The organism is Thermomonas brevis (genome assembly GCF_014395425.1).
Taxonomy (GTDB): Bacteria; Pseudomonadota; Gammaproteobacteria; order Xanthomonadales; family Xanthomonadaceae; genus Thermomonas; species Thermomonas brevis.
On sequence record NZ_CP060711.1, the window covers coordinates 823,668 to 845,909 of the forward strand.

Below are 22,242 nucleotides of genomic sequence, written 5' to 3' on the forward strand. Positions count from 1 at the left end.
CTGTGACCCAGATCAAACTCCGGCGGGACGCCTGTTGCATAATCGCGAGTTGCCGTCCATCGGCAACACCTCCCGCAGCACCGGAAGACGCCTGATGCCGGCCGGTTCCCACTTGGCCCACGCCCGACAACCGATCGCCGCCCTGCCCCAGCGCATCCTGCTGCTGGAGAACTCGCGCGCCTACACGTCGATGCTGCGCGAGGCCATCGAACAGCGCACGCAGCTGCCGATCAGCGTCGCCACCACCCTGGCGGAAGCGCGCGAGCTGCTCGAACGCGAGTCCGACTGGTTCCTGGCGCTGACCGGGCTGGTGCTGGCCGACGGCGACCGCGATGCGGTCATCGACTTCTTCGTCGAACGCCGGCTGCCCACCATCGTGGTCAGCGGCGTCTACGACGACGCGCTGCGCGAGCGCGCGCTGCAGCAGCAGATCATCGACTACGTGCTGAAGAGCACGCCGGACAGCATCGACTACCTGGCCTGGCTGGTGCAGCGACTGGAGCGCAACCGCCGCATCAACGCGCTGGTGGTGGACGATTCGCTGTCCGCGCGCTCCTACATCGCCTCGCTGCTGGCGCTGCAGGGCTATCAGGTCTCGCACGTGGCCGACGGGCAGTCGGCGCTGCGCATGGTCGAGGCCGATCCGGGCATCCGCCTCGTCATCGTCGATCAGGAGATGCCGGGCATGGACGGCATCGAGCTGACCCGCCGCCTGCGCCACCTGCGCGCGCGCGACCGCATGGCGGTGATCGGCGTGTCCGGCAGCAGCGACGCCTCGCTGATCCCGCGCTTCCTCAAGAACGGCGCCAACGACTTCCTGCGCAAGCCCTTCTCGCGCGAGGAGTTCTTCTGCCGCGTCTCGCAGAACATCGACCAGCTGGAGCTGATCGGCACCCTGCAGGACCTCGCCACCCGCGACTTCCTCACCGGCCTGCCCAACCGCCGCAGCTTCCTCGAACAGAGCGAGAAGGTCGTGGCCCAGGGCAGCGGCGGCGACCTCACCGTGGCGATGATCGACATCGACCACTTCAAGCACATCAACGACAGCTACGGCCACGAAGCCGGCGACCGCGCGCTGCGCGCGATGGCCGACATCCTGCACGCGCACACCCGCCGCGAGGACCACTGCGGGCGCTTCGGCGGCGAGGAGTTCTGCGTGCTGATCCACGGCCTCGACGCCGCCGCCAGCCGCGCCCATCTGGAAACGCTGCGGCAGGCGGTGGAAGCGCTGGAGCTGGACATCGACGGCCGCCCGCTGCGCATGACCATCAGCATCGGCGCCAGCCGGCATTCGCCGCAGTTCGACACCCTGCACAAGCTGCTGGGCGAGGCCGACCGCCACCTGTACCTGGCCAAGGCCGGCGGCCGCAACCAGGTACGCGGGCTGGAAGCGGCCTGACTCAGCCGGCCGCCGCGATGGCGTCGTTGTGCACGCCGGCCACCGCGCGGCCCGACGGATCGGCCATCGACGCGAAGGCGGCGTCCCAGGCGATCGCCGCCGGCGACGAGCAGGCGATCGACTTGCCGCCCGGCACCGTCTCCGCGGCGGCGCGGCTCGGGTAGAACTGCTCGAACAGGTGGCGGTACCAGTACCCCTCCTTGGTCTGCGGCGGGTTCACCGGGAAGCGCTTGTCGGCGGCGGCCAGCACGCGGTCGCTGACCTGCGCCTCGGCGTGCGCCTTCAGCCCGTCGATCCAGCCGTAGCCGACGCCGTCGCTGAACTGCTCCTTCTGCCGCCACAGGATCTCCGGCGGCAGGTAGCCCTCGAACGCTGCGCGCAGCACGCCCTTCTCCATCCGCTGCGAACCGTCGCTGCCTTTCTTCACCATCTTGTGCGCGGCGTCCATGCGCATCGCCACGTCGAGGAACTCGCGGTCCAGGAACGGCACGCGCGGCTCCACGCCCCAGGCCATCATCGCCTTGTTGGCGCGCAGGCAATCGTAGTTGTAGAGCGCGTCGAGCTTGCGCACCAGCTCCTCGTGGAACGCGCGCGCGTCCGGCGCCTTGTGGAAGTAGAGATAGCCGCCGAAGACCTCGTCGCTGCCCTCGCCCGACAGCACCATCTTCACGCCCATCGCCTTGATCCGCCGCGCCAGCAGGAACATCGGCGTGGACGCGCGGATGGTGGTGACGTCGTAGGTTTCGATGTGGCGGATCACCTCGGGCAGCGCGTCCAGCCCTTCCTCGAAGGTGTATTCGAAGCCGTGGTGCACGGTGCCCAGCATGTCCGCCGCGACCTTCGCCGCCGCAAGATCGGGCGAGCCCTTCAGGCCGATGGCGAAGCTGTGCAGGCGCGGCCACCAGGCTTCCGATTTGTCGCCGTCCTCGATGCGATGGCGCGCATAGCGCGCGGCCACGGCTGCGACCAGCGAGGAATCCAGCCCGCCCGACAGCAGCACGCCGTAGGGCACGTCGGTCATCAGCTGGCGGTGCACGGCGGCCTCGAACGCCTCGCGCAGTTCATCGAGCGGCACCTCGACGCCCTCCACCGCGGCGTAGTCGCGCCACGGGCGCTCGTAGTACTTCGTCAGCTCGCCGGTCGCCGTGTCGTACCAGTGGCCCGGCGGGAACTGCGCCACGTCCGCGCAGTCGTCCGCCAGCGACTTCATCTCCGACGCCACCCGCAGCCGTCCTTCCGCATCGTGCCCCAGTACAGCGGCACCACGCCCATCGGATCGCGGGCGATGATCGCGCGCCTCTTGGCCTTGTCCCACAGCGCGAACGCGAAGATGCCGTTGAGGCGGTTGAGGAACGACGCCGGTTCGTCCTCGCGATAGAGCGCGTTGACGACTTCGCAATCCGACGCGGTCTGGAACGCGTACGGCCGCGCCAGCTCGCCCTTCAGCGCGACGTGGTTGTAGATCTCGCCGTTGACCGCCAGCGCCAGTTGGCCGTCGTCCGACAGCAGCGGCTGCGAACCGCCGGCCGGATCGACGATGGCGAGGCGTTCGTGCACCAGGATCGCCCCGTCGTCGAGGTACACGCCGCTCCAGTCCGGCCCGCGGTGGCGTTGCCGCTGCGAGCGTTCCAGCGACTGGCGCCGCAGGGTCTGGACGTCGTCGCCGGGCTGCAGCCCGAAGATGCCGAAGATGGAGCACATGGTGGGGATTCCTTGGTGGGTGAGGGGTTCTTGAATCCCCGGCCAGGGATGGCCGGGCTTTTACGGAGGGATTGGTACAAACATCGCGCAACGAAAAAGCCCGCATCTTTCGATGCGGGCTTTGGGTGATTCCGGCTTGCTCTTGCTTCGCCTATGCGCGGGCCCGCAGCCGCGCACGATGGTCCGTGCCGCGATTATTGCGGTTGCGATTGTTGGCGTTGGCGAAGGAGGAGCGCATGGACCGACTATGGCACGCGGGATCGCAAGGGCGCAAGTACGTGCCTTCGCTCATCGGACTACCGACACTTTGGCCAGGAACTCCCGGATCGCCAGGATCGCCGTCCCCTGCCCGCCCGGAATGCGTTCGACCGAGAACTGCGCATCCTCGTAACCCTTGCCGGTATGGATGCGGATGCGGCAATCCTTGGCGGCCACCATCCGCTCCAGCAGCGCATAGGGAATGACAACCGCATTGCGGCTGGACGTGTAGATGGTCCTGGACACGCTGTTGTAGCCGCTGCTGTCCAGCGCCGTCGGCGCATTGGCCGCGTGGCTTGAAATCTCTCCATCGATATTGATGTCGATGCCCGTCAGGTTCATGTAGGCATCGCCGTAGCCGGTCACGTTCGAGTCGTAGGCAAGGACCAAGGCAACCCGGTCAGGCGAAGCACTGGTCCAACGCGCACCAAGCTTCACTCTGTTTCCCGGCCAGCCTTTCCCGTACAGGAACGTGGGAGATGCCGTGACGACGGCAGCGTTGTCGAACGTGGACGTTTCCTGCTTCACCACCCCAAGGCCCGCCACCTTGGACATGCCATCCGCCATGCCGGCACAGCCGCACAAGGCGAACGCGATCAAGCTCGCAAGGATGAGATTGCATCGCATGGCGCCACTCCCTGTCGTTTATGAGATGTATAAACAGTAGAGTTATTTTCTGTAGATTGTCAAACGGTAGAACACAACTCTCGCGGGCATGACGCCTGCCCTGAAATCCAGACCTGCCGCCGCTACCGCCCGGCAACGCATCTCGGCCAACCTCAAGCGCCTGCGCGCCACGCGCGGACTGAGCCAGGAACAACTGGCGGAACTGGCGGACTTCCACCGCACCTATGTCTCGCAGCTGGAGCGCTGCGTCACCAACATCTCCATCGACGGCCTGGAGCGGCTGGCAACCGCGTTGGGCGTCGATGTGACGGAACTGCTGGCCTGACGGATTCGGGGAATCCCCACCCCGCAATGGCGAGATGCACTGATTCCCGAACTCGCCTCACTCACGACAACCTGTCCGTATCCAGGCGATTCGCTCGCCCCACCGCTGTTGCGCACCACGCAACATCCGCGATAGGCTGACCGTGATCAAATCCTTTCGCCACAAGGGCCTTGCCAGGTTCTATCGCTCCGGCAATGCCGCAGGCATCCGGCCAAGCCATGCAAAGCGCCTGCGCTTCCAGCTGGCTGCCTTGGACACCGCACAGGCCATCGGCGATCTGGATATCCAGGGGTTTCGGCTGCATCCGCTCAAGGGCGAGCTCAAGGGCCGCTGGTCGATCTGGGTCAACGGCAACTGGCGGCTGACCTTCGAGTTCGCCGATGGCAACGTATTCGTGCTTGATTATGAGGACTACCACTGATGCCCATGCACAACCCGCCCCATCCAGGCGAATTCATTTCAGGCGTGTACCTGGAACCGAATGGCATCAGCGGCCGTGAACTCGCCACCAAGTTGGACGTTGCACCATCGACGCTCAGCCGCGTGCTCAATGGCAGCAGCCGCATCACGCCGGAAATGGCGCTGCGCCTGTCCAAGACGCTCGGACGCAGCCCGGAGAGCTGGCTTGCGATGCAGGACAGCCACGATCTTTGGGTGGCTCGCCAGAACGTCGATCTGCGCCGCGTCGCCAAGCTTCAGCTGCGCGCTGCCTGAGCTGCGCCGGATCAGCGCAGCAGCAAGCGTTCCATCAGCGCCAGATACACATCCGGCAGGCGCTCCAGGTCGGCCACGCGCACGTGCTCGTCCACCTTGTGGATGCTGGCGTTGACCGGGCCGATCTCGATGCATTGCGCGCCCAGCGGGGCGATGAAACGGGCGTCGGAGGTGCCGCCACCGGTGCTTTCCTCGGGCAGCACGCCGCCGGCGAATCCGGCCAGCACGTCGCGCGCGGCGCGGCGCAGCGCGCCTTCCGGGGTGTGGAACGGCTCGCCGCCGCGATGCCAGTGGATCGCGTACTCCAGCCCGTGCGCGCGCAGGATGGCCTCGCATTCGGCCTCCAATTGCTGCGCGCGCCAGTGCGGGTTGTAGCGCAGGTTGAACAGCGCCTGCAGTTCGCCGGGGATGACGTTGTTCGCGCCGGTGCCGGCGTGGATGTTGCTGATCTGCAGGCTGGTGGGCGGGAAGCTCTCGTAGCCTTCGTCCCAGCGCTTGGCCGCCAGTTCCGCCAGCGCCGGCATGGCCTGATGGATGGGATTGCGCGCCTTGTCCGGATAGGCGACGTGGCCCTGCACGCCGCGCACCGTCAGCGTGGCCGACAGGGTGCCGCGACGGCCCACGCGGAGCAGGTCGCCCAGCGTGTCCTTCGACGAAGGTTCACCGGTGACGCACCAGTCGATGCGCTGGCCGCGTTCGCGGAAGGTGTCGGCGACCTTGCGCACGCCGTCGATGGCGTCGCCTTCCTCGTCCGAGGTCAGCAACAGAGCGACCGTGCCGGGATGGTTGGGATGCGCAGCAACGAATTGCTCCAGCGCAATCACGAAGGCGGCGACGCTGCCCTTCATGTCGGCTGCGCCGCGTCCGTACAGGACGCCGTCGCGGATTTCCGGCGCAAACGGATCGCTGGCCCATGCCTCGCGCGGGCCGGGCGGCACCACGTCGGTATGGCCGAGCAGCGCCAGCAGCGGGCCATCGTTGCCGTGGGTGGCCCAGAGGTTGTCCACCTCGCCAAAGCGCAAGTGTTCGATGGCGAAGCCGGCGGCTTGCAGGCGCTGCGCGATCAGCTGCTGGCAGCCGGCATCGTCCGGCGTGATCGACGGACGCGCGATCAGCTCGCAGGCCAGCGCAAGGACGTCCCGCATGTCAGCCGACGCCGAACAGCTTCTTGAAGCCGTTGTCGGAAAATCCCTGCGACACGCTGCCGTCGTCCAGCACCACCACCGGCCGCCGGATCAGCTGCGGGTATTCCTTGAGCAGTAGCTTCCACTCCGCGTCACTGCCCGGCGCCTTGCGGTTCGGCGGCAATTGCCGCCAAGTGGTCGAGGACTTGTTGATGAGCGCGTCCCAACCGCCCACCGCATCCTTCCACGCCAGCAGCGTCTCCGGCGACTGGCGTTCGTCGCGGTAATCGACGAACGCATGTTCGACGCCGAAGCGCTTGAGCCAGTTCTGCGCCTTCTTGCAGGTGTCGCAGTTCTTCAATCCGTACAGCGTTGCGGTCATGTCAGTGTTTCACCACGGGCAGTTCGATGTAGCTGGCGGCATCCAGCGAATGATGCACGGCATTGTCCGCCACCACCGCCTCGCTTTCGGTTTCGTTCGGCCCGCCGGTGTTGAGGTTGCGGGCAAACTTGGGGAAGTTGGAACTGGTGATTTCCACGCGGATGCGGTGGCCCTTGCCGAACTGGATCGAGGTGGTGATCGGCGTGGGTTTGAGCGTATAGATCGTGCCCGGCTGCATCACTTCCGGTTTGACGTAGCTGTCGCGGTAGCGTGCGCGCAGCATGGTGTCGCCAATGATCCAGGCGGTGCCGTCGGTATCCACATCGACAAGCTTGACCGCGAAATCGGTGTCGCGCGCGCTGGATGAAATTTTCAGTACCGCATCGACGAAGCCGGTGACCTCCATCGCTTCCTTCAACGGCTCGCTGGTATAGACCAGCACGTCGTGGCGCGACTCGATCGGGCGCTGGTCGAACGCGCCCGGAATCACCACGCCGCCGTTGCAGCAGTCGCCGCCGCCGATGGTCTGCACCGGGTTGGCCGGATCGTAGCGGTAGCTGTCCTTCGGCTCGTCGCCGCGCGGCGCCTCGAACGACAGCACGCCGTCGCCGTACATCGAATTGGCATTGCCGTTCGAGCGCAGGTACATGCGCACCGGCTGCGCGGCTTTCGGCGGCCACTGCGCGTCGGACTGCCAGCGGTTCGCGCCCATCGTGAAGTAGCGCACGTGCGGCGTGGTCGCCGGGAACGCCTTGGGCTGGTTCTTCAGCCAGCGATCGAAGAACGCGAAGATCTGCTGGTCGACCGGGAAGCTGGCATCGCCCATCGCGCGGTCGCCGACCTTGTAGTCCTTGCCCAGCCGTGCGAACTGGCAGTGCGGGTTCGGCCCCACCACCACGTACTGGTTGGCGCTGGCTTCGCGGTCGCTGTCGACGCTGCTGGCGTGGTTGTAGAGCGCCATGTTCGGGCCGATGGACACGTCGTACCAACTGTTGAACCACAGCGCCGGCACGCCCCAGCCCATCGAATCGTCGTATAGGCCGCCGTTCTTCCATGCCACATCGCCGGGGCCGCGCGCGATCATCGACTCGAACGTGGCCGGCGGTTCGCCCAGCGAGGACAGCAGGCTGGCGTAGGGCAGATGCCAGATGTGCTTCTTCCACTCGACCTCGGGCTTCTTCGCATCGAGGTCATTGTACCGCGCGATCCGCGCGCGCATCGGCCCGTTCAAGTCCTGCGGCAACTCCGCGCGCATCGGGTTGTCGACGCCGTACATCCAGATCGCGAACAGCGTGCGCGGCACGCCGCCGGTGAAGAAGTTGCCCTGCTCCCAGAACGGCCCGACCTTGCCGATGCCCGCGCCCGCCGCCATCGGCACCATCGCCGCGTGCGCGGGGTGGTTCATCGCCGCCAGCGCCAGCTGCCACTCGGCCGACGAGGAGCAGCCCAGCGTGCCGACCTTGCCGTTCGACCACGGCTGCTTGGCGATCCAGCTCAGCGTGTCGTAGCCGTCGGTCTGCGGGTAGCCGAGGATTTCGTACTTGCCTTGGCTGAAGTAGCGGCCGCGCTCGTTCTGCACGATGAAGGCATAGCCATTGCGCACCGCCTCGGCGGCGAAGCGCGCGGTGGTGCCGCGCAGGACGTGCTCGTTGTACGGCGTTTTCCACAGGATGGTCGGCAACGGGCCGCTGGCGCCCTTGGGCCGCCAGATGTTGGTGGACAGGCCGACGCCATCGCGCATCGGCACCAGCAGCGCGGTGTCGGCATCGGCGATCGACGCCAGCTCCGCGCGCAATCCGTCGTCGCTGTAGCGCGAAAGATCCTGGGCGGAATTGGCGGATGCGGCGGCCAGCGCGGCAACCAGCAAGGTAGTGAGCAACGGCGTTTTCATGGCGCAACTCCTCGATCCTGAAAGCTCTCAACCGGACATGCACAACTGTCTGGAGGGCTGGCCGGCAGGCGGTGTTCGCGACCATCGGCGGCATGGATTCCGCCGATGAGCCTACATGGACGTACTTGCGGCGTGTCGCGGACACCGCCTGCCGGCCGGCCCCGCGACGATGCACGCATTCAACAACTCAATCCGCCAACCCACGCAACAACTCGTTCACGCTCGTCTTGCTGCGCGTCTTCTCATCCACCTGCTTGACGATCACCGCACAGTACAACGAATGGCTGCCGTCGGCCGCCGGCAGCGAGCCGGACACCACCACGCTGTACGGCGGCACCGAGCCGTAGCTGACCTCGCCGGTCATGCGGTTGTAGATGCGCGTGCTCTGGCCGAGGAACACGCCCATGCCGACCACGCTGTGATGGCCGACCACAAAGCCTTCCACCACTTCCGAACGCGCGCCGATGAAGCAGTGGTCCTCGATGATGGTCGGGCCGGCCTGCAGCGGTTCCAGCACGCCGCCGATGCCGACGCCGCCGGACAAATGGCAGTCCTTGCCGATCTGCGCACAGCTCCCCACCGTGGCCCAGGTATCGACCATCGTGCCTTCGCCGACGTAGGCGCCGATGTTGACGAAGCTCGGCATCAGCACCACGTCCTTGCCGATGTGGCTGCCCGCGCGCACCACCGCGCCCGGCACCACGCGCGCGCCGAGCTGACGGAACGCGACCTCGTCGAAGCCGGCGAAACGGGCCGGCACCTTGTCCCAGAACGGCGCGGGCGCGGCATCGACCAGCGCCATGTCCTGCGTGCGGAAGTACAGCAGCACCGCCTTCTTCAACCATTGGTTGACGCGCCAGCCGCCGTTGCCGTCGGGTTCGGCCACGCGCAGCTCGCCGCTTTCCAGCCCGGCAATCGCGCGATCCACGGCGGGCCGCACGCGCGCGGCGATCTCGTCGGCGGTGAGGTCGGTGCGGCGCTCCCACGCATCGTCCAGGGTGGCGCGCAGGGCGTCGGTATCGGTGAGGGTCATCGCTTGTCTCCGTCGAGGGCGGCCAGCAGCGCGGCGCGCAAAGCGTCGCAGCGGTCGGGCGCGAGGGGGTGATTGTGTTCATCGCTGACCAGCAGCAGGTCTTCGGCGCGCTCGCCGAACGTGGCGATGCGCGCGTCGTGCACGCGCAGGTGCTGTTCGCGCAGCACGCGCGCCACGTCGGCCAGCAGGCCGGGGCGGTCGGTGCAGATCAGGCCGATGCGGGTGCCGCCGGCGATCTCGGCGAAGTCCAGCTGCGGGGCGACGCGGAAGTGACGCAGGTGCTGCGGCTGGCTGCGCCGCGCCGGCAGCATGCGCGACAGGTCGCCGCCCAAGGCGCGTGCCAGCGAGGCCGCCAGCAGCGCGGGTTCCGGCGCCTGCCGCTGTTCGGCGGGCAAGACGTGGAAAGTATCGAAGATGGTGCCGTCCGGGCCGTCCAGCACGCGCGCCTGCAAGACGCTCATGCCCAGGCGGTCGAGCGCGATCACGATTGCCGCGAACAGGCCGTCCTGGTCCGGCATGTGCACCAGCACGTCCAGTCCGTCGCGACCGTCGCGGCCCGCCATCGCGCGTGAGGCGACCACCGGCTCGCCGGCGCGCGCATCGCGCAGCGCGGCAGCCTGCCACGCGATCTGGTCGGGGCGGCTGCGCAGGAAATTCTCGGCCGGCATGCGCGCGAACAGCGCGTCGATGGCTGCATCGTCGTGGCCGCTGGCAAGCAGCAGCGCACGCGCCGCTTCGCGGTTCTCGGCGATGCGTTCGTCGGCGGCCACCGGCTGCCCCAGCCCGCGCCGCAGCGCCAGGCGCGTGGCGGTGTGCAGGTCGGCGAGCAGGCGGTCTTTCCAGCTGTTCCACAGCTTGGGCGAGGTGCCGGCGATATCGGCGCAGGTGAGCAGGTAGAGATGGTCGAGGCGCTGGCGGTCGGCCACCTCGCCGGCAAAACGGTGGATCACCTCGGGATCGGTGATGTCCTGTTTCTGCGCGGTCACCGACATCAGCAGATGCCGACGCACCAGCCATTCCACCAGCGCGGTGTCGGCCTCGGACAATCCCATCGCCTCGCAGAACGCGCGCGCATCCACCGCGCCGAGTTCGGAATGATCGCCGCCCCGGCCCTTGCCGATGTCGTGGAACAGGCCGGCCAGCAGCAGCAGTTCCGGCTTGCGCAGCGAGGGCCAGACCTGATGCGCGATGGAGAAGCGCGGATCGGGCTCGCCGCTGGCGAAGCCGGCCAGATTGCGCAGCACCGCCAGCGTGTGCTGGTCGACGGTGAACACGTGGAACAGGTCGAACTGCATCCGCCCGGACACGCGCTGGAACGCCGGAATCCAGCGCCCCAGCACGCCCGCGCGGGCCATGCGCTCCAGCGTCTGCACCGGCTGCGGGCCGCGCAGCAGCTGCATGAACGCCTCGCGCAGCGCGGGCGATGCGTCGGTGTAGGCGGGAATCTGCGGCAGCTCCTGCGCCAGCTCGCGCGCGGTCTGCGAGTGCAGGCCGCGCAGCGACGGATCGACGGCCCACGCGGCGAACAGCGCAAAGATGTGCGCAGGATCGCTGCCCAGCCAGCCCGGCACGCGCGCGGCCAGATACCCGCTGCGGCGCTCGAACTCGGCGTCGATGGGTTCGGGCGCGGCGACACCCTCGAAATGTTCCTCGAAGCGTTGCAGCAGCCGGTCGCCGATCCGCCGCACCACCGCCGCGCTGCGGTAGAAGCCCTGCATCATCTTCTCGACGCCGAGCGAGTCGGCATCGTCGGCATAGCCCAGCCGCGCGGCCAGCAGCTTCTGGTAATCGAAGCGCAGCCGCTCCTCGCGCCGCCCCGCCACCAGGTGCAGGCCGTAGCGCAGCCGGCACAGCGCGCGGCGTTCGCGCTCCAGCGCGGCGGCCTCGTCCCAGCCCAGCCGGCCCAGCTCGATGAGCTTGTCCAGCGTGTGCACGCCGAGGCTGCGCAGCGCCAGCCAGCCCAGCAGGTGCAGGTCGCGCAGGCCGCCGGGGCCGTCTTTCAGATTGGGCTCGAGATTGTCGGAGGTGTCGCCGAAGCGCGCGTGGCGCAGGCGCTGCTCCTCCAGCTTGGCTTCGTAGAAGTCCTCGGGCGGCCACACCTTCTGCGGCGACAACACTTCCGCCAGCCGGGCCGCCTCGTCTTCGCCCGCCGCCAGCGGACGCGCTTCGATCAACGCCGTCAGCACGCTCTGGTCGGCGGCGGCTTCGGTGCATTCGCCCGCCGAGCGCACCGCGTGGCTGGCCTGCAGGCCGGCGTCCCACAGCAGCGCGATGAAGCGCGCCAGCGCCGCCTGCCACGTCTGCTGCGCGTCGGGTTCGGCCAGCACCAGCAGGTCGACGTCGGACTGCGGGAACAGTTCGCCGCGCCCGTAGCCGCCCACCGCGAACAGGGCCAGCGGCGCGTCAGCGGGAATGCAGCGCCGCCACGCCGCGCGCACCTGCACGTCGACGGCGCGCGCGCGCAGCGCGATCAGGCGGTCGGCGCGTGCGCCGGCGTCGAAGCGGCGGGCCAGGCGCGCATCGGCCTGCGCCAGTGCGGCCTTGGCCGCGGCGGACCAGGCAGGATCGTCGCCCGCCTGCGCGCTCACAGGTCGTTGTCGTCGCCCGGCACGCGGGTCAGGATCTCCACGCCGTCGCGGGTGACCGCCACGGTGTGCTCCCACTGCGCCGACAGCTTGCGGTCCTTGGTCACCACCGTCCAGCCGTCCGGCAGCAGGCGGGTGTGGCGCGCGCCTTCGTTGATCATCGGTTCGATGGTGAAGGTCATGCCTTCCTGCAAGACCATGCCTTCGCCGGGGCGGCCGTAGTGCAGGATCTGCGGATCGTCGTGGTAGACCTTGCCGATGCCGTGGCCGCAGTACTCGCGCACCACGCTGAAGCGCTCGGCCTCGGCGTACTGCTGGATCGCATGGCCGATGTCGCCCAGCGTCGCGCCCGGACGCACCGCACGGATGCCGCGGAACATCGCCTCGCGGGTCACGTCCACCAGCCTCTTGGCCATCACCGACGGCGTGCCGACCATGTACATGCGGCTGGTGTCGCCGTGCCAGCCGTCCTTGATGACGGTGACGTCGATGTTGACGATGTCACCGTCCTTCAGCACCTTCGCGTCGCTGGGGATGCCGTGGCAGATCACGTTGTTGACCGAGGTGCACACGGTCTTGGGGAAGCCCCGGTAGCCGACGTTGGCCGGAATCGCGCCCTGCACGTTGACGATGTGGTCGTGGCAGATGCGGTCGAGTTCCTCGGTGGTGACGCCCGGCTTCACGAACGGGGCGACCACCTGCAGCACTTCGGCGGCCAGGCGGCCGGCCACGCGCATCTTCTCGAGGTCGGCGGGGGTTTTCAGATGGATGCTCATGGGCGGATTATCCGCCATTTGCGCGCGCCCTGCCCGCGTTCAGGCGCCCTCGCGCGGCTGCACGAAGCCCAGCACGTGGCCGTCCGGATCGCGCACGTGGAACTCGCGGCCGTAGGGCATCTCGCGCAACGGCAGCGCGATGTCCGCGCCGTTCGCCAGCAGGCACGCCAGCAGCGCGTCCGCATCGCCGGTGCCGATGCACACGTCGATGTGCTGCTCCGCCTCGAAGGCGCGCTGGTCGCGCGGCGTCGGCGCGGCCAGCTTCAGGTGCAGGCGGCAGCCGTCGCGATGCAGGCCGGCATAGAACGCCGCATGGACGAATTCCACCTCGAAGCCCAGCGCGTCGCGGTAGTACGCCAGCGCGCGGCCGAGGTCGGCGACGCGCAGCACCGGCGCCAGCTGGGTGAACGCAGGACGCGTCATCGAACGGCTCCATCGACGGGAAGGTTGTGGCCGATCCGCCAGAGCACGCCGGACGGATCGGTCAGGGTGAAGTCGCGGATGCGCCACGGCCGGTCTTCCGGCGCCGACAGCCGCACGCCGAAGCGTTCGACCACGCCGGACGCCGCCACATGCGCATGCCAGGCGTCGGCGTCCTCGACCAGCAGGTGCATCATGAAATTGCCCGCGTGTTCCGGCACGTAAAACCGTTGCAGCAGGAAGCTGGCATCGCCGTAGCGCACGTAGGCCAGATCGTCCGACGGCCACGGAATCTCGAAGCCCAGCGCCGCGTAGAACGCCAGCGATGCCGCGAAATCGCGCGCCGGCACGAACGCCTTCATCTCCACCGTCGCGAGGTTCATGCGCCGCCCTCCGCCGCGTCGTCCTGAATGGCCGCCAGCGCCAGCAGCACCGAGCGCGCGTGCGCGATCTTCGCGGCCGGCACGCGCGCGGCCAGCCTGGCGTCGATGCCGGCGGTCGCGGCGCGAATGGCGTCCGCCGCCGCGGCGCCGCGCGCGCTGGGCGCGACGAGCAGCCGGCGGCGGTCGTCGGGATCGGCCACGCGCTCCACGTAGCCGCGCAGCGCCAGCGTATCGACCAGTTGCCCGGCGGCCTGCTTGGTCGCGCCCAGCGCGCGCACCAGCGTCGCCATCGGCAGGCGCTCGCGCGCCACCGCGCCGATCACGAACAGGCCGTTGCCGGGAATGTCGTCGAAGCCCGCCTCCGCCAGCGCGGCGCGGATCGCCCGGCCGTAGGTGGCCCGCGCCGCCCGCAGCAGTGCGGGAAAGGAAATCTCGTCGCGTTCGCGCTTGTCCATGTCCGGGATGATAGTCAAACAACCATGACTGTCAATATTTATTTACCATCATCCCGCCATGGCCGACGCGTCAGCCTGCCGGCGCTTTCTCCGGCACGTAGATCATGCTGCCGTCCTTGAGCCGATAGGCGGTGCCGGCGCGCATGCCCTCGCCTTCGCCGATCTCGCCGCTGGCCTTGTAGCGCTCCAGCTTCTTGCCGTCCTTGACCACGATCTCCATGTTGGCCTGGCCGGGGTTGGCGACCATCACCACCTTGTCGTGGCTGAAGGGGTTGAACGGATTGCGGATCAGCGCGATCAGCAGGATCGCGACGATGACCAGGAACACGTCGATCAGGTTGACCACCGACAGGATCGGATCGTCCTGTTCTTCCTCGTCCAGATAGCGGCGGCGCATGGCTCAGGCGCTCCTTGCGGCGATGGCGAGTTCGATCCGGCGCAGGTCCTGCAGCAGCCAGCGCCGCCGCACCACCAGCACCGCGTAGATGGCGGAGGCCGCCAGCAGCGAGACGATCACCGCCGCGAAGGCGACGCCGACGTGATGCGCCACTTCTTCCATGCGGCCATTGGACAATCCGGTCAGCGCCGGGCCCATCGGGATCATGGTCGCCACCAGCCCCAGCATCGGCGCGGTGCGGGTGCCGATGCGCAGCGGCTCCAGCCGCTTCAGCATCCACAGTTCCATTTCCTCCAGCCCGCCGCCGTGGCGCTGCCAGTGGCGCTCCATCGCATGTGCGCGGCCGCCGCGGCGCTGCCACGCCTCGACCGCGAACGCGCCCAGCGCATAGCAGGCGTACAGGAACAGCACGAGGATCAGCACCAGCACCGGCGCGAGGAACCAGCCGGACAGCTGGTGCAACAGGGATTCGATCAACTTCATGGGAACGGCCTTTCAATCGGAAGGGAATGGAGGAAGGAAAAATCAGGCGCGCGACTGCCGCCAGCCGCCGAGGCCGAAGGCCAGCAGCGCGGGCAGCAGCGCCAGCCACAGCGACAGCGGCGAGCGCGGCGGCGATGGCAGTACCTGCCGCAGCTGCATGCCGCTGACGCGCTGGGCGGCCGGCTTCGGCGGCGCGGGTTTCGGCGCATCGGCGCCCGGTGCGGGCGCGGGAGGCGCCGCTGCGGACGGTGCGGGTGCGGATCTGCTCGCCGCAGGGCGCGGCGCGTTCAGGCCGAACGCCGCTGCCAGCTTCGCCACGTGCGGCAGCAGCTTGTCGCTGCCGGGCAACACGTCATGCTCGGCCTGTAGTTGCCGCCAGGTGCGCACCAGCTTGCGCAGCGTGGCGTCGTCGGGCTTCCAGTAGCCCTTGCGGTTGGCTTCCAGCATGCGCTCGACGATCTGCGCCAGCGCGTTCGGGTTGCTGCGCTCGAACCATTCGCGCGTGCCCAGGTTCAGCTTGTCGTTGACGTAGACGTCGTTGAACTCCTGCCACTGGTCGGCGCGCACCGTGCCGGGATCGACCGCCTGCCAGCCCCAGAAGTTGTCCATCGAGCTGACCACTTCCAGCGTGCCGGCGTAGCCTTCGGCCTGCATCTGCTTGATCCAGCCCGGATGGAACTGGCGGGTCTGCAATTCCCTGGCGAGGAAGCGCGCGGCGTCCTCGACCTTGCTGCCGGCGGGATTGCGCAGGTTGGAGATGTACAGCGACGGCGCCGCGCCATCCAGATGGCGCACCGCCAGCGACAACCCGCCGAGGTAGGAGAACGGATCGTCGGTGGTCAGCATCCCGTACAGGTTGGACGAGCGCGACAGCACCGCCGCCTGCGTTCCGCGCAGCTGCTCGGCGTAGGCGTTGACGCCCTTGGGGATCTCGCCCCAGTGCTTCGGGTCGGGGCCGTAGCCGTACTGCATGCGCGCCAGGTACGACTCGGCCAGTTCGCCGTCGCCATCCCACTTGCCGGTTTCCAGCACCTTGCCGCCGAGGCCGCTGCCGTAGCTGCCCTGTTCGCTGGAATAGATGCGGGTGCGCGCGTAGCGGTCGGCGACGTCGGCCTCCAATCCCTTGTCCAGCAGGCGCTTGCGCACCGCTTCGGTGTGGCGGGCGATAGTGTTGTCGCCGCCGTCCGCCGCCGCGGCCAGCGCCACCGCCTCGTTCATGCGCTGCATCAGCACGCCGAACTGGTCGCGGTACAGGCCGGTAGCCGAGAGCACCACGTCGATGCGCGGACGGCCCAGTTCCGAGGCCGGGATCAGCTCGACCTTCTCGATGCGACCGCCGTCGTCCCACACCGGACGCGCGCCCAGCGCGGCGAACACCTGCGCTTCGAGGATGCCGTTGTGGCGCATGGTCTCCACGCCCCACAGCGAGAACGCCAGCTTGTCCGGATATGCGCCTGCGTGGCTTCCGCGATAGCTGTCGACCAGCTGTTGCAGCGCAGTCTGGCCGGCTTCCCACGCCGCGCGCGAAGGCACCCGCTGCGGATCGAAGCCGTACAGGTTGCGCCCGGTCGGCAGGCTCTCCGGCGTGCGCAGCGGGTCGCCGCCGAGGCCCGGCGTGGAATAGCGGCCGGCCAGCGCATCCAGCAGGCCGGCGAGTTCCGGCGCTGCGTCCAGCGAAGAGTAAGTGCGCTGCGCGGCCTGCAACAGCTCGCGCTGCGCGGCGGACGCATCGACCGGCAGCGGCTGTTGTTCGATCAGATGCCGTTGCAGCCACACGCGGCCCGCTTCGTCTGCGCGCGCCGTGTAGTCGGCGGGCGCCTTCTTGCCGAGGCCGAGCGCCGCGTCGATGCGCTTGCCCAGCATCAGCCGCACGGTGTCGCCGCGCCGCGCCGCGTCCTCGCTGACGCCGAAGCTGTGCAGACCCAGCGGCTGCGCCTGCTCGCCCAACTCGTCCAGGTATTCGTGCAGTGCGCCGAGGAAGCCGTCGAAGTCGGCCTCGGTGCGCGCGGCATCCCACTTCAGATCCTTCGCGATGCCGCTCTTGCCGGCCAGTTCGCGCAACTGCCGCGCCGCCGCATCGCGCACCGCGCCGTGGTCGAGCGCTTGGTATTCCTCGATCAGCTGCTGCAACCGCAGCCCGTCGCCGTGCAGGCCCGCCGCGCCGAACGCCGGCGTCTGGTGGCTGACGATCACCGCGCGCCCGCGCCGCTTGGCCTGCAGCGCTTCGCCCACGTCGTCGACGATGTACGGATACACCACCGGCACGTCGCCGACCAGCAGCATCGGATTGTCGAACACCGACAATCCGCGCTCTTTGCCATAGCTCCATTCCTGCGTGCCGTGGGTGCCGAAGTGGACGATGGCGTCGCGTCCTGCCTGCTCGCGCAAGTATTGGTAAGCGGCGAGGTAGAAGTGATCGACCGGGCGGGTGACGTCGTGGTAGCTGGCGCTGCTGTCGTGCGCGCCGTCGCTGCCGGGCGCGGCGCGCGCGGGCTGCGGCAGCAGGGTGACGTTGCGCAATTGCAGGCGCGGGATGGCGAAGCCGGCTTCGCCGTTGCGATGGCGCAGCCACGGGCTGGATTCCGGCTCGCCCCACGCCGACACGATCTTCGCGCGCGTCGCCTCCGGCAATGCATCGAACCAGCGCCGGTAATCGCGCAGCGGCAGCCAGCCGGCCAGACCTTCGCGCAGCAGCGCGTCCACTTCGCCGACGCCGCGATACGAGGGCGACAGCAGCCGCTGCAAGGAGGCCAGCAGGCCGTCCTCGGTCGGCAGGTCGGTGCCGTAGCCGGCCTCGCGCATCGCCGCTAGCGCGGCGTGCAGGCTGCGCGGCAGGTTCAGGCCCGATGCGCCGAGGTTCTTCTCGCCCGGCGGATAGTTGTAGAACACGATGGCGACGCGCTTGTCCGCCGCCGGCAGGTGCCGCAGCTTGGCGTAGTTGAGCGCCTTGTTCGCCAGCGCGCGGATCTGCGCCTGGATCGGCTGCGGCGGCGTGCGCGACTTGCCGGCGGCCACGATCAGCGGGTCGATCATGCCGGCCTGTTCGGGGATCGCCAGGTAGAACGAGGTCATGCCCGGCGAGATGCCCTGACGGTCGGCCTGCCACACCGGCTCCGGCCCGTCCCAGTAGGTGATCGCCTGCAATACCGGCACGCCGAGGCGCGCGTAGTCGCTGCCGATGTCGCCGCGGTAGAGGATCTCGAAGTTCGCCAACGCGTCCACGAAAGGCTTGCCGTCGCGCATCAGCAGCGACTCCACCGGCACGCCTCCGTCGGTGTCGCGGAAGAACGGCAGCGCGATGCCGCCGCGCGCTTCGATCTCGCGGATCAGCGCGTCGATGTGGGCGGTGGAATCGCTGCCGATCGCCGAGGCGAACATCGAGATGCCGACCACCGGCTGGCCCGGCTTCACCTTCGGCCCCAGCCAGCGCAGATAGTCGTCCAGCGAGGAGAACGCGAGGTCGCGGTAGTCCGGGTGGTAGATGCCGGTGCGCGGCATCACCAGCGCCGGCTGCGGATCGGCGGGCGGCCTGCCCTCGGCCTTCCACTGGCGCAGGTAGCGCAGCAGCGCGGTCAGGTTGCGCTCGCCGCCGTTGCGCGCGTAGGCCGCGAGCAGCGTGGCCTGCGCCTTGTCCAATCCCCGTGCCTGCTCGCCGTCGCGGTCGATGACCAGCGTGCGCGGCAGCCCTCCCAGCTGCCGCGGCAATTTCTCGTCGCGCCACTGCTGCACCGGCGGCAGTTCGGCCAGCACCAGATCCGCGCCGTCGAGCGCGGCCAGCGCCTCCGGCGTCAGCGGCGTGCTCGCGTAGTCCAGCCGCACTCCCTCGCGCGCGGCAAGCTGCCGGTACAGGGCCAGCTTGCCCTGCGGAAAGAAGCCGCTGCCCACCAGCGCCAGCCGCGCCTCCCCCGCTTGCGGCGATGCCGCCCGCACGGCGGCGGACGGCATCGTGAGCATTCCCGCGACGGCCAGCAGCGCGGCGCCGCACCATCGTGCCCAGCGCGTCATCGTCAGAACCCGATCCCGAACATGGCGTACACGTAGCGGCCGCGTTCGAGGTAGTTGTAGGCGCCGTCATCCTCGACGCGATGATCGGCCAGGTTCTCCACGCCCACCTGCACGCTGGCGTTGCCGAACAGGCTGCGCTTGAGCGAGGCGCTCCACAGGCGGTAGGAACGCTGATGTTGGCCAGCGGCGGTGAGCTGGTTGCCGATGTAGTCGTGGCGCAGTTCCCACTGCCAGGCGCGGTCGGCGCTGCTCCAGGCGAGGCGCGCGTTGCCGCTTTGCAGCGGCCGCTCGGCCAGGCGGCGGTCGGCGGTCGCGTCGCGCGCGTCGGTGTAGCCGTAGTTGCCGCTCAGGCGCAGGTTGTGCGGCAGCTCCACGCCCGCTTCCAGCTCCGCGCCGCGAATGCGCGCGTCGCTGACGTTCTCGTAGCGGTACAGCCGGCCCAGCGGCTTGGCGCACAGGCTGATGCAGACCGCGTCGATCAGGCCCTCGACCTTGTTGCGGTAGGCGGTGGCGCGCAGCCAGTAGTCCGCGTTGGCGTAGCCCAGCGACAGCTCGAAGTTGCCGCTCTTCTCCGGCTTCACGTCCGGGTTGCCGATGAAGCTGTGCGGGCCGTCGAAGCGGTACTCGGGCGAGATCTGCTTGAGCATCGGTGCCTTGAAGCCGCGCGAGTAGCCGCCCTTCAGCATCCAGCCGTCCGCCGGCTGCCAGACCGCGTACAGGCGCGGGCTGACTTCGTTGCCGAACAGCTCGTGGTGGTCGAGGCGCGCGCCGGCGACGAGGTCGAAGCGGTCGGTCAGCGTCCACTCGTCCTGCAAGAAGCCGGCGTACTGGCGCAGCGCTTCGTGGCCGCGCGCGAACGAGGGATGCTCCAGCCATTCCTCGCGCGCCTCGAAGCCGGCGGTGAGCTGGTGGTCCTCGCCCAGCGCGATGCCGTAGTGGCCGTTGACGGTGGTTTCGCGCGCGCCCTGCTCCGGCGACGGCGCGACGCCGTTGGTGTTGCGTTGCACCTGGTGGATGTCGGCCACCTGCGCGGCCAGGTGCAGGGTGCCGCCGCCGATGCCGGCGTCGTAGCTCAAGCTGATCTGGCTGCGGTCGAAATCGTAGGACTGCCGGTAGTACAGCGGCACCTTGCCGGTGCTGGTGCCGTACCAGCGATCCTCGTCGCTTTTCATCATCGTCAGCGCCAGCCGCTGGTTCTCGCTCGGCCGCCACTGCAGGCGGGCGCGCAGGCTGGACTGCTCCTGCCCCTCGCGTTGGTCGATCCGCGCGTTGGCCGGATCGGGCTGCGGCTGCTGCTTCTGCCAGGCCGCATCGACCACCAGCGAGACGCGTTCGCCCAGCGGCCCGGCCAGGTGCACGCTGGCCTGCTTGTTGTCGCCGCCGGCGTCGCGGGTGGTGTTGCCCGCGGTCAGGCGCGCGCCGCCGCTCCATTGCCTGCCGGCGTCGCGGGTGATGATGTTGATAACGCCGCCGAGCGCATCGGAGCCGTACAGCGAGGACAGCGGCCCGCGCACGATCTCGACCCGTTCGATCGCCTCCATCGGCACCCAGCCGAACTGCAGGTCGCTCAGGCCGAACACCTGGTCGGTGGCGGCGATGCGCTCGCCATCCACCAGCACCAGCGTGTGCCGGCTCTCCATGCCGCGCATGCTGACCACCCGCCGGCCCAGCCCGCCGACCGCGCGGATGTTCAGGCCGGGCGCGTCGCGCAGGGCGTCCAGCACGTCGCGCGCCGGGCGCGCGCGCAGTTCCTCGCCGGTGACGACGGTGACGCTGGCCGGCGCGGTGTCCGCGCTGCGCTCGCTGGTGGTGGCGGTGACGACCACCTTCTGCAACTCGGTGACCGGCTTGTCCTTGTCGGCGTCGCCATCGGCGGCGAACGCCGGCGCGTGCAGCGCCAGCAGCATCGACAGGGCCAGCAGCCGGCGGCGCTGCCGCCGTCGGGGGGAAACGCGGGAAAGACGGGTCACGGGACGATCTCCAGAGGGAAAGACGCGGCCCTGCGACGGCGTCCAGGGCGAATGCCGCAGACGTTAACGAAACTGATTCTCATTTCATTTGACGCAGATCAACCGCCCGCGCCATGCCCGCCCTTCCCCGCATTGGAAGGCTGCGGATGCGCGGCCTCCGCGCCCGCGATCCCCGGCGATTTGCCCCGAATGCCAGATTCGGTCATACTTCCGAGGCTTTATCGCCGCCACGACGAGCGCATCGTCGAATCCACACCTGTCGGCAATCCCCGCTCCGGGGTGCCCGCGCAAGCGGGTTCGGAAGCGGTGACGACGGGGAGGCCCAACCCCGGAATCCAGCGCCCGCCGCTCGCGGCCAGGCGCAGCGCCTTCATTCCCCCGGCGCGGATTCCATACATCGGAGTTTCTGCAATGCCCCAGATCACCATGCGCCAGATGCTGGAAGCCGGCGTCCACTTCGGCCACCAGACCCGCTACTGGAATCCCAAGATGGGCCCGTACATCTTCGGCGCCCGCGGCAAGATCCACATCATCAACCTGGAAAAGACCGTCCCGCTGTTCAACGACGCGATGAACTTCATCAGCGGCGTGGCGCAGAAGCGCGGCACCATCCTGTTCCTGGGCACCAAGCGCAGCGCGCGCGAGGCGGTCAAGGAAGAAGCCGAGCGTTGCGGCATGCCGTACATGACCCAGCGCTGGCTGGGCGGCACCCTGACCAACTTCGCCACCGTGAAGAAGTCGGTCGCCCGCCTGAAGGAACTGGAAGCCGCGGAAACCGACGGCACCTTCCAGAAGCTGGTCAAGCACGAAGTCATGGGCCTGCGCCGCGAGCGCGACAAGCTGCAGGCCTCGCTGGGCGGCATCAAGGACATGAACCGCCTGCCCGACGCCCTGTTCGTGATCGACATCGGCCATGAAGACATCGCCATCAAGGAAGCCAAGAAGCTCGGCATCCCGGTGATCGCGGTGGTCGACACCAACTACGATCCGGCCCTGGTCGACTACGCCATCCCCGGCAACGACGACGCCATCCGCGCCGTGCAGCTGTACGCCCGCGCCGCCGCCGACGCCGTGCTGGAAGGCAAGGCCGCCGCGCCGAACTCGGCTTCGGTGCGCGAAGAGGACTTCGCCGCCGCCGTCGAAGGCGAGGAAGCTGCCAAGCCGGCGCGTCGCGGCAAGAAGGGCGAGTAATCGTCCCGTCACGCGGCCGCGTCATAGTGCGCGGCTGCGGTTTCGCATTTGCATTTGCTCGTCATTCCCGCGAAGGCGGGAATCCAGCTTTCCCAGCATTTCAGCGGATCAACCGCTGGATCC

The 22,242-nt window shown here is 68.7% G+C and carries 19 protein-coding genes and 1 pseudogene; 5 read left to right on the forward strand and 15 right to left on the reverse strand.

The genetic code is table 11. The features are described 5' to 3' along the window. Nucleotides 1–94: 94 nt before the first annotated feature. Nucleotides 95–1,399 carry a diguanylate cyclase gene (locus H9L17_RS03795; protein ID WP_187571032.1) on the forward strand — a complete coding sequence of 435 codons (1,305 nt, stop codon included), beginning with the start codon at nucleotides 95–97 and terminating at the stop codon, nucleotides 1,397–1,399. A 1-nt stretch (nucleotide 1,400) separates the two neighbouring features. Here H9L17_RS03795 and asnB read toward each other — a convergent pair. Further along, a pseudogene (gene asnB, locus H9L17_RS03800) lies at nucleotides 1,401–3,100 on the reverse strand (asparagine synthase B). A gap of 288 nt (nucleotides 3,101–3,388) precedes the next feature. After that, nucleotides 3,389–3,985, reverse strand: a complete 597-nt coding sequence (locus H9L17_RS03805; protein ID WP_187571033.1) for a hypothetical protein — start codon at nucleotides 3,983–3,985, stop codon at nucleotides 3,389–3,391. Nucleotides 3,986–4,073: 88 nt separating this feature from the next. Between H9L17_RS03805 and H9L17_RS03810 the strand changes: the two genes are divergently transcribed. The 3 genes from H9L17_RS03810 to H9L17_RS03820 all read left to right on the forward strand — a co-directional run bounded on the left by H9L17_RS03810 (nucleotide 4,074) and on the right by H9L17_RS03820 (nucleotide 5,024). Then, nucleotides 4,074–4,310 carry a helix-turn-helix domain-containing protein gene (locus H9L17_RS03810; protein WP_187571034.1) on the forward strand — a complete coding sequence of 79 codons (237 nt, stop codon included), beginning with the start codon at nucleotides 4,074–4,076 and terminating at the stop codon, nucleotides 4,308–4,310. 142 nt (nucleotides 4,311–4,452) lie between these two features. Further along, a complete protein-coding gene (locus H9L17_RS03815) occupies nucleotides 4,453–4,731 on the forward strand; it encodes a type II toxin-antitoxin system RelE/ParE family toxin (RefSeq protein WP_187571035.1) in 279 nt (92 codons plus the stop codon). Further along, nucleotides 4,731–5,024: a HigA family addiction module antitoxin gene (locus tag H9L17_RS03820; protein ID WP_187571036.1), complete on the forward strand. Its 294-nt coding sequence runs from the start codon at nucleotides 4,731–4,733 to the stop codon at nucleotides 5,022–5,024. The genes H9L17_RS03815 and H9L17_RS03820 overlap by 1 nt, the downstream gene beginning before the upstream one ends. Before the next feature lie 11 nt (nucleotides 5,025–5,035). Here the strand turns inward: H9L17_RS03820 and dapE are convergent, their stop codons facing one another. The 13 genes from dapE to H9L17_RS03885 form a co-directional block, all read right to left on the reverse strand. Then, the gene (gene dapE / locus H9L17_RS03825) at nucleotides 5,036–6,169 is read right to left on the reverse strand and encodes a succinyl-diaminopimelate desuccinylase (protein WP_187571037.1); all 1,134 of its coding nucleotides are present in this window, start codon (nucleotides 6,167–6,169) and stop codon (nucleotides 5,036–5,038) included. 1 nt (nucleotide 6,170) lies between these two features. Continuing rightward, on the reverse strand, nucleotides 6,171–6,530 hold the full coding sequence (locus H9L17_RS03830; protein ID WP_187571038.1) for a Spx/MgsR family RNA polymerase-binding regulatory protein: 360 nt from the start codon (nucleotides 6,528–6,530) through the stop codon (nucleotides 6,171–6,173). A gap of 1 nt (nucleotide 6,531) precedes the next feature. Then, nucleotides 6,532–8,421: a CocE/NonD family hydrolase gene (locus tag H9L17_RS03835; RefSeq protein ID WP_187571039.1), complete on the reverse strand. Its 1,890-nt coding sequence runs from the start codon at nucleotides 8,419–8,421 to the stop codon at nucleotides 6,532–6,534. Between the two features lie 187 nt (nucleotides 8,422–8,608). After that, nucleotides 8,609–9,454, reverse strand: a complete 846-nt coding sequence (gene dapD, locus H9L17_RS03840; protein ID WP_187571040.1) for a 2,3,4,5-tetrahydropyridine-2,6-dicarboxylate N-succinyltransferase — start codon at nucleotides 9,452–9,454, stop codon at nucleotides 8,609–8,611. Further along, the gene (glnD, locus tag H9L17_RS03845) at nucleotides 9,451–12,042 is read right to left on the reverse strand and encodes a [protein-PII] uridylyltransferase (RefSeq protein ID WP_187571041.1); all 2,592 of its coding nucleotides are present in this window, start codon (nucleotides 12,040–12,042) and stop codon (nucleotides 9,451–9,453) included. The genes dapD and glnD overlap by 4 nt, the downstream gene beginning before the upstream one ends. After that, on the reverse strand, nucleotides 12,039–12,815 hold the full coding sequence (gene map / locus H9L17_RS03850) for a type I methionyl aminopeptidase (RefSeq protein WP_187571042.1): 777 nt from the start codon (nucleotides 12,813–12,815) through the stop codon (nucleotides 12,039–12,041). Before map ends, glnD begins: the two co-directional genes overlap by 4 nt. Before the next feature lie 39 nt (nucleotides 12,816–12,854). Then, nucleotides 12,855–13,238: a VOC family protein gene (locus tag H9L17_RS03855; RefSeq protein WP_187571043.1), complete on the reverse strand. Its 384-nt coding sequence runs from the start codon at nucleotides 13,236–13,238 to the stop codon at nucleotides 12,855–12,857. Beyond that, complete coding sequence (locus tag H9L17_RS03860) at nucleotides 13,235–13,618, reverse strand: VOC family protein (protein WP_187571044.1); 384 nt, start codon at nucleotides 13,616–13,618, stop codon at nucleotides 13,235–13,237. Before H9L17_RS03860 ends, H9L17_RS03855 begins: the two co-directional genes overlap by 4 nt. Then, complete coding sequence (locus tag H9L17_RS03865) at nucleotides 13,615–14,073, reverse strand: MarR family winged helix-turn-helix transcriptional regulator (RefSeq protein ID WP_187571045.1); 459 nt, start codon at nucleotides 14,071–14,073, stop codon at nucleotides 13,615–13,617. Before H9L17_RS03865 ends, H9L17_RS03860 begins: the two co-directional genes overlap by 4 nt. Before the next feature lie 70 nt (nucleotides 14,074–14,143). Next, the gene (locus H9L17_RS03870; protein ID WP_187571046.1) at nucleotides 14,144–14,470 is read right to left on the reverse strand and encodes a DUF2149 domain-containing protein; all 327 of its coding nucleotides are present in this window, start codon (nucleotides 14,468–14,470) and stop codon (nucleotides 14,144–14,146) included. A gap of 3 nt (nucleotides 14,471–14,473) precedes the next feature. Then, entirely contained in the window at nucleotides 14,474–14,953 is a 480-nt protein-coding gene (locus H9L17_RS03875) for a MotA/TolQ/ExbB proton channel family protein (RefSeq protein ID WP_187571047.1), read from the reverse strand. A 42-nt stretch (nucleotides 14,954–14,995) separates the two neighbouring features. Then, nucleotides 14,996–18,898 (reverse strand): cobaltochelatase subunit CobN, encoded by a 3,903-nt coding sequence (gene cobN, locus H9L17_RS03880; RefSeq protein ID WP_187571048.1) that lies wholly within the window; start codon nucleotides 18,896–18,898, stop codon nucleotides 14,996–14,998. A 62-nt stretch (nucleotides 18,899–18,960) separates the two neighbouring features. Then, nucleotides 18,961–20,928: a TonB-dependent receptor plug domain-containing protein gene (locus H9L17_RS03885; protein WP_187571049.1), complete on the reverse strand. Its 1,968-nt coding sequence runs from the start codon at nucleotides 20,926–20,928 to the stop codon at nucleotides 18,961–18,963. Between the two features lie 411 nt (nucleotides 20,929–21,339). On the opposite strand from H9L17_RS03885, the gene rpsB reads away from it, so the two are divergent. Beyond that, entirely contained in the window at nucleotides 21,340–22,119 is a 780-nt protein-coding gene (gene rpsB / locus H9L17_RS03890) for a 30S ribosomal protein S2 (RefSeq protein WP_187571050.1), read from the forward strand. The last annotated feature ends 123 nt before the right edge of the window (nucleotides 22,120–22,242 follow it).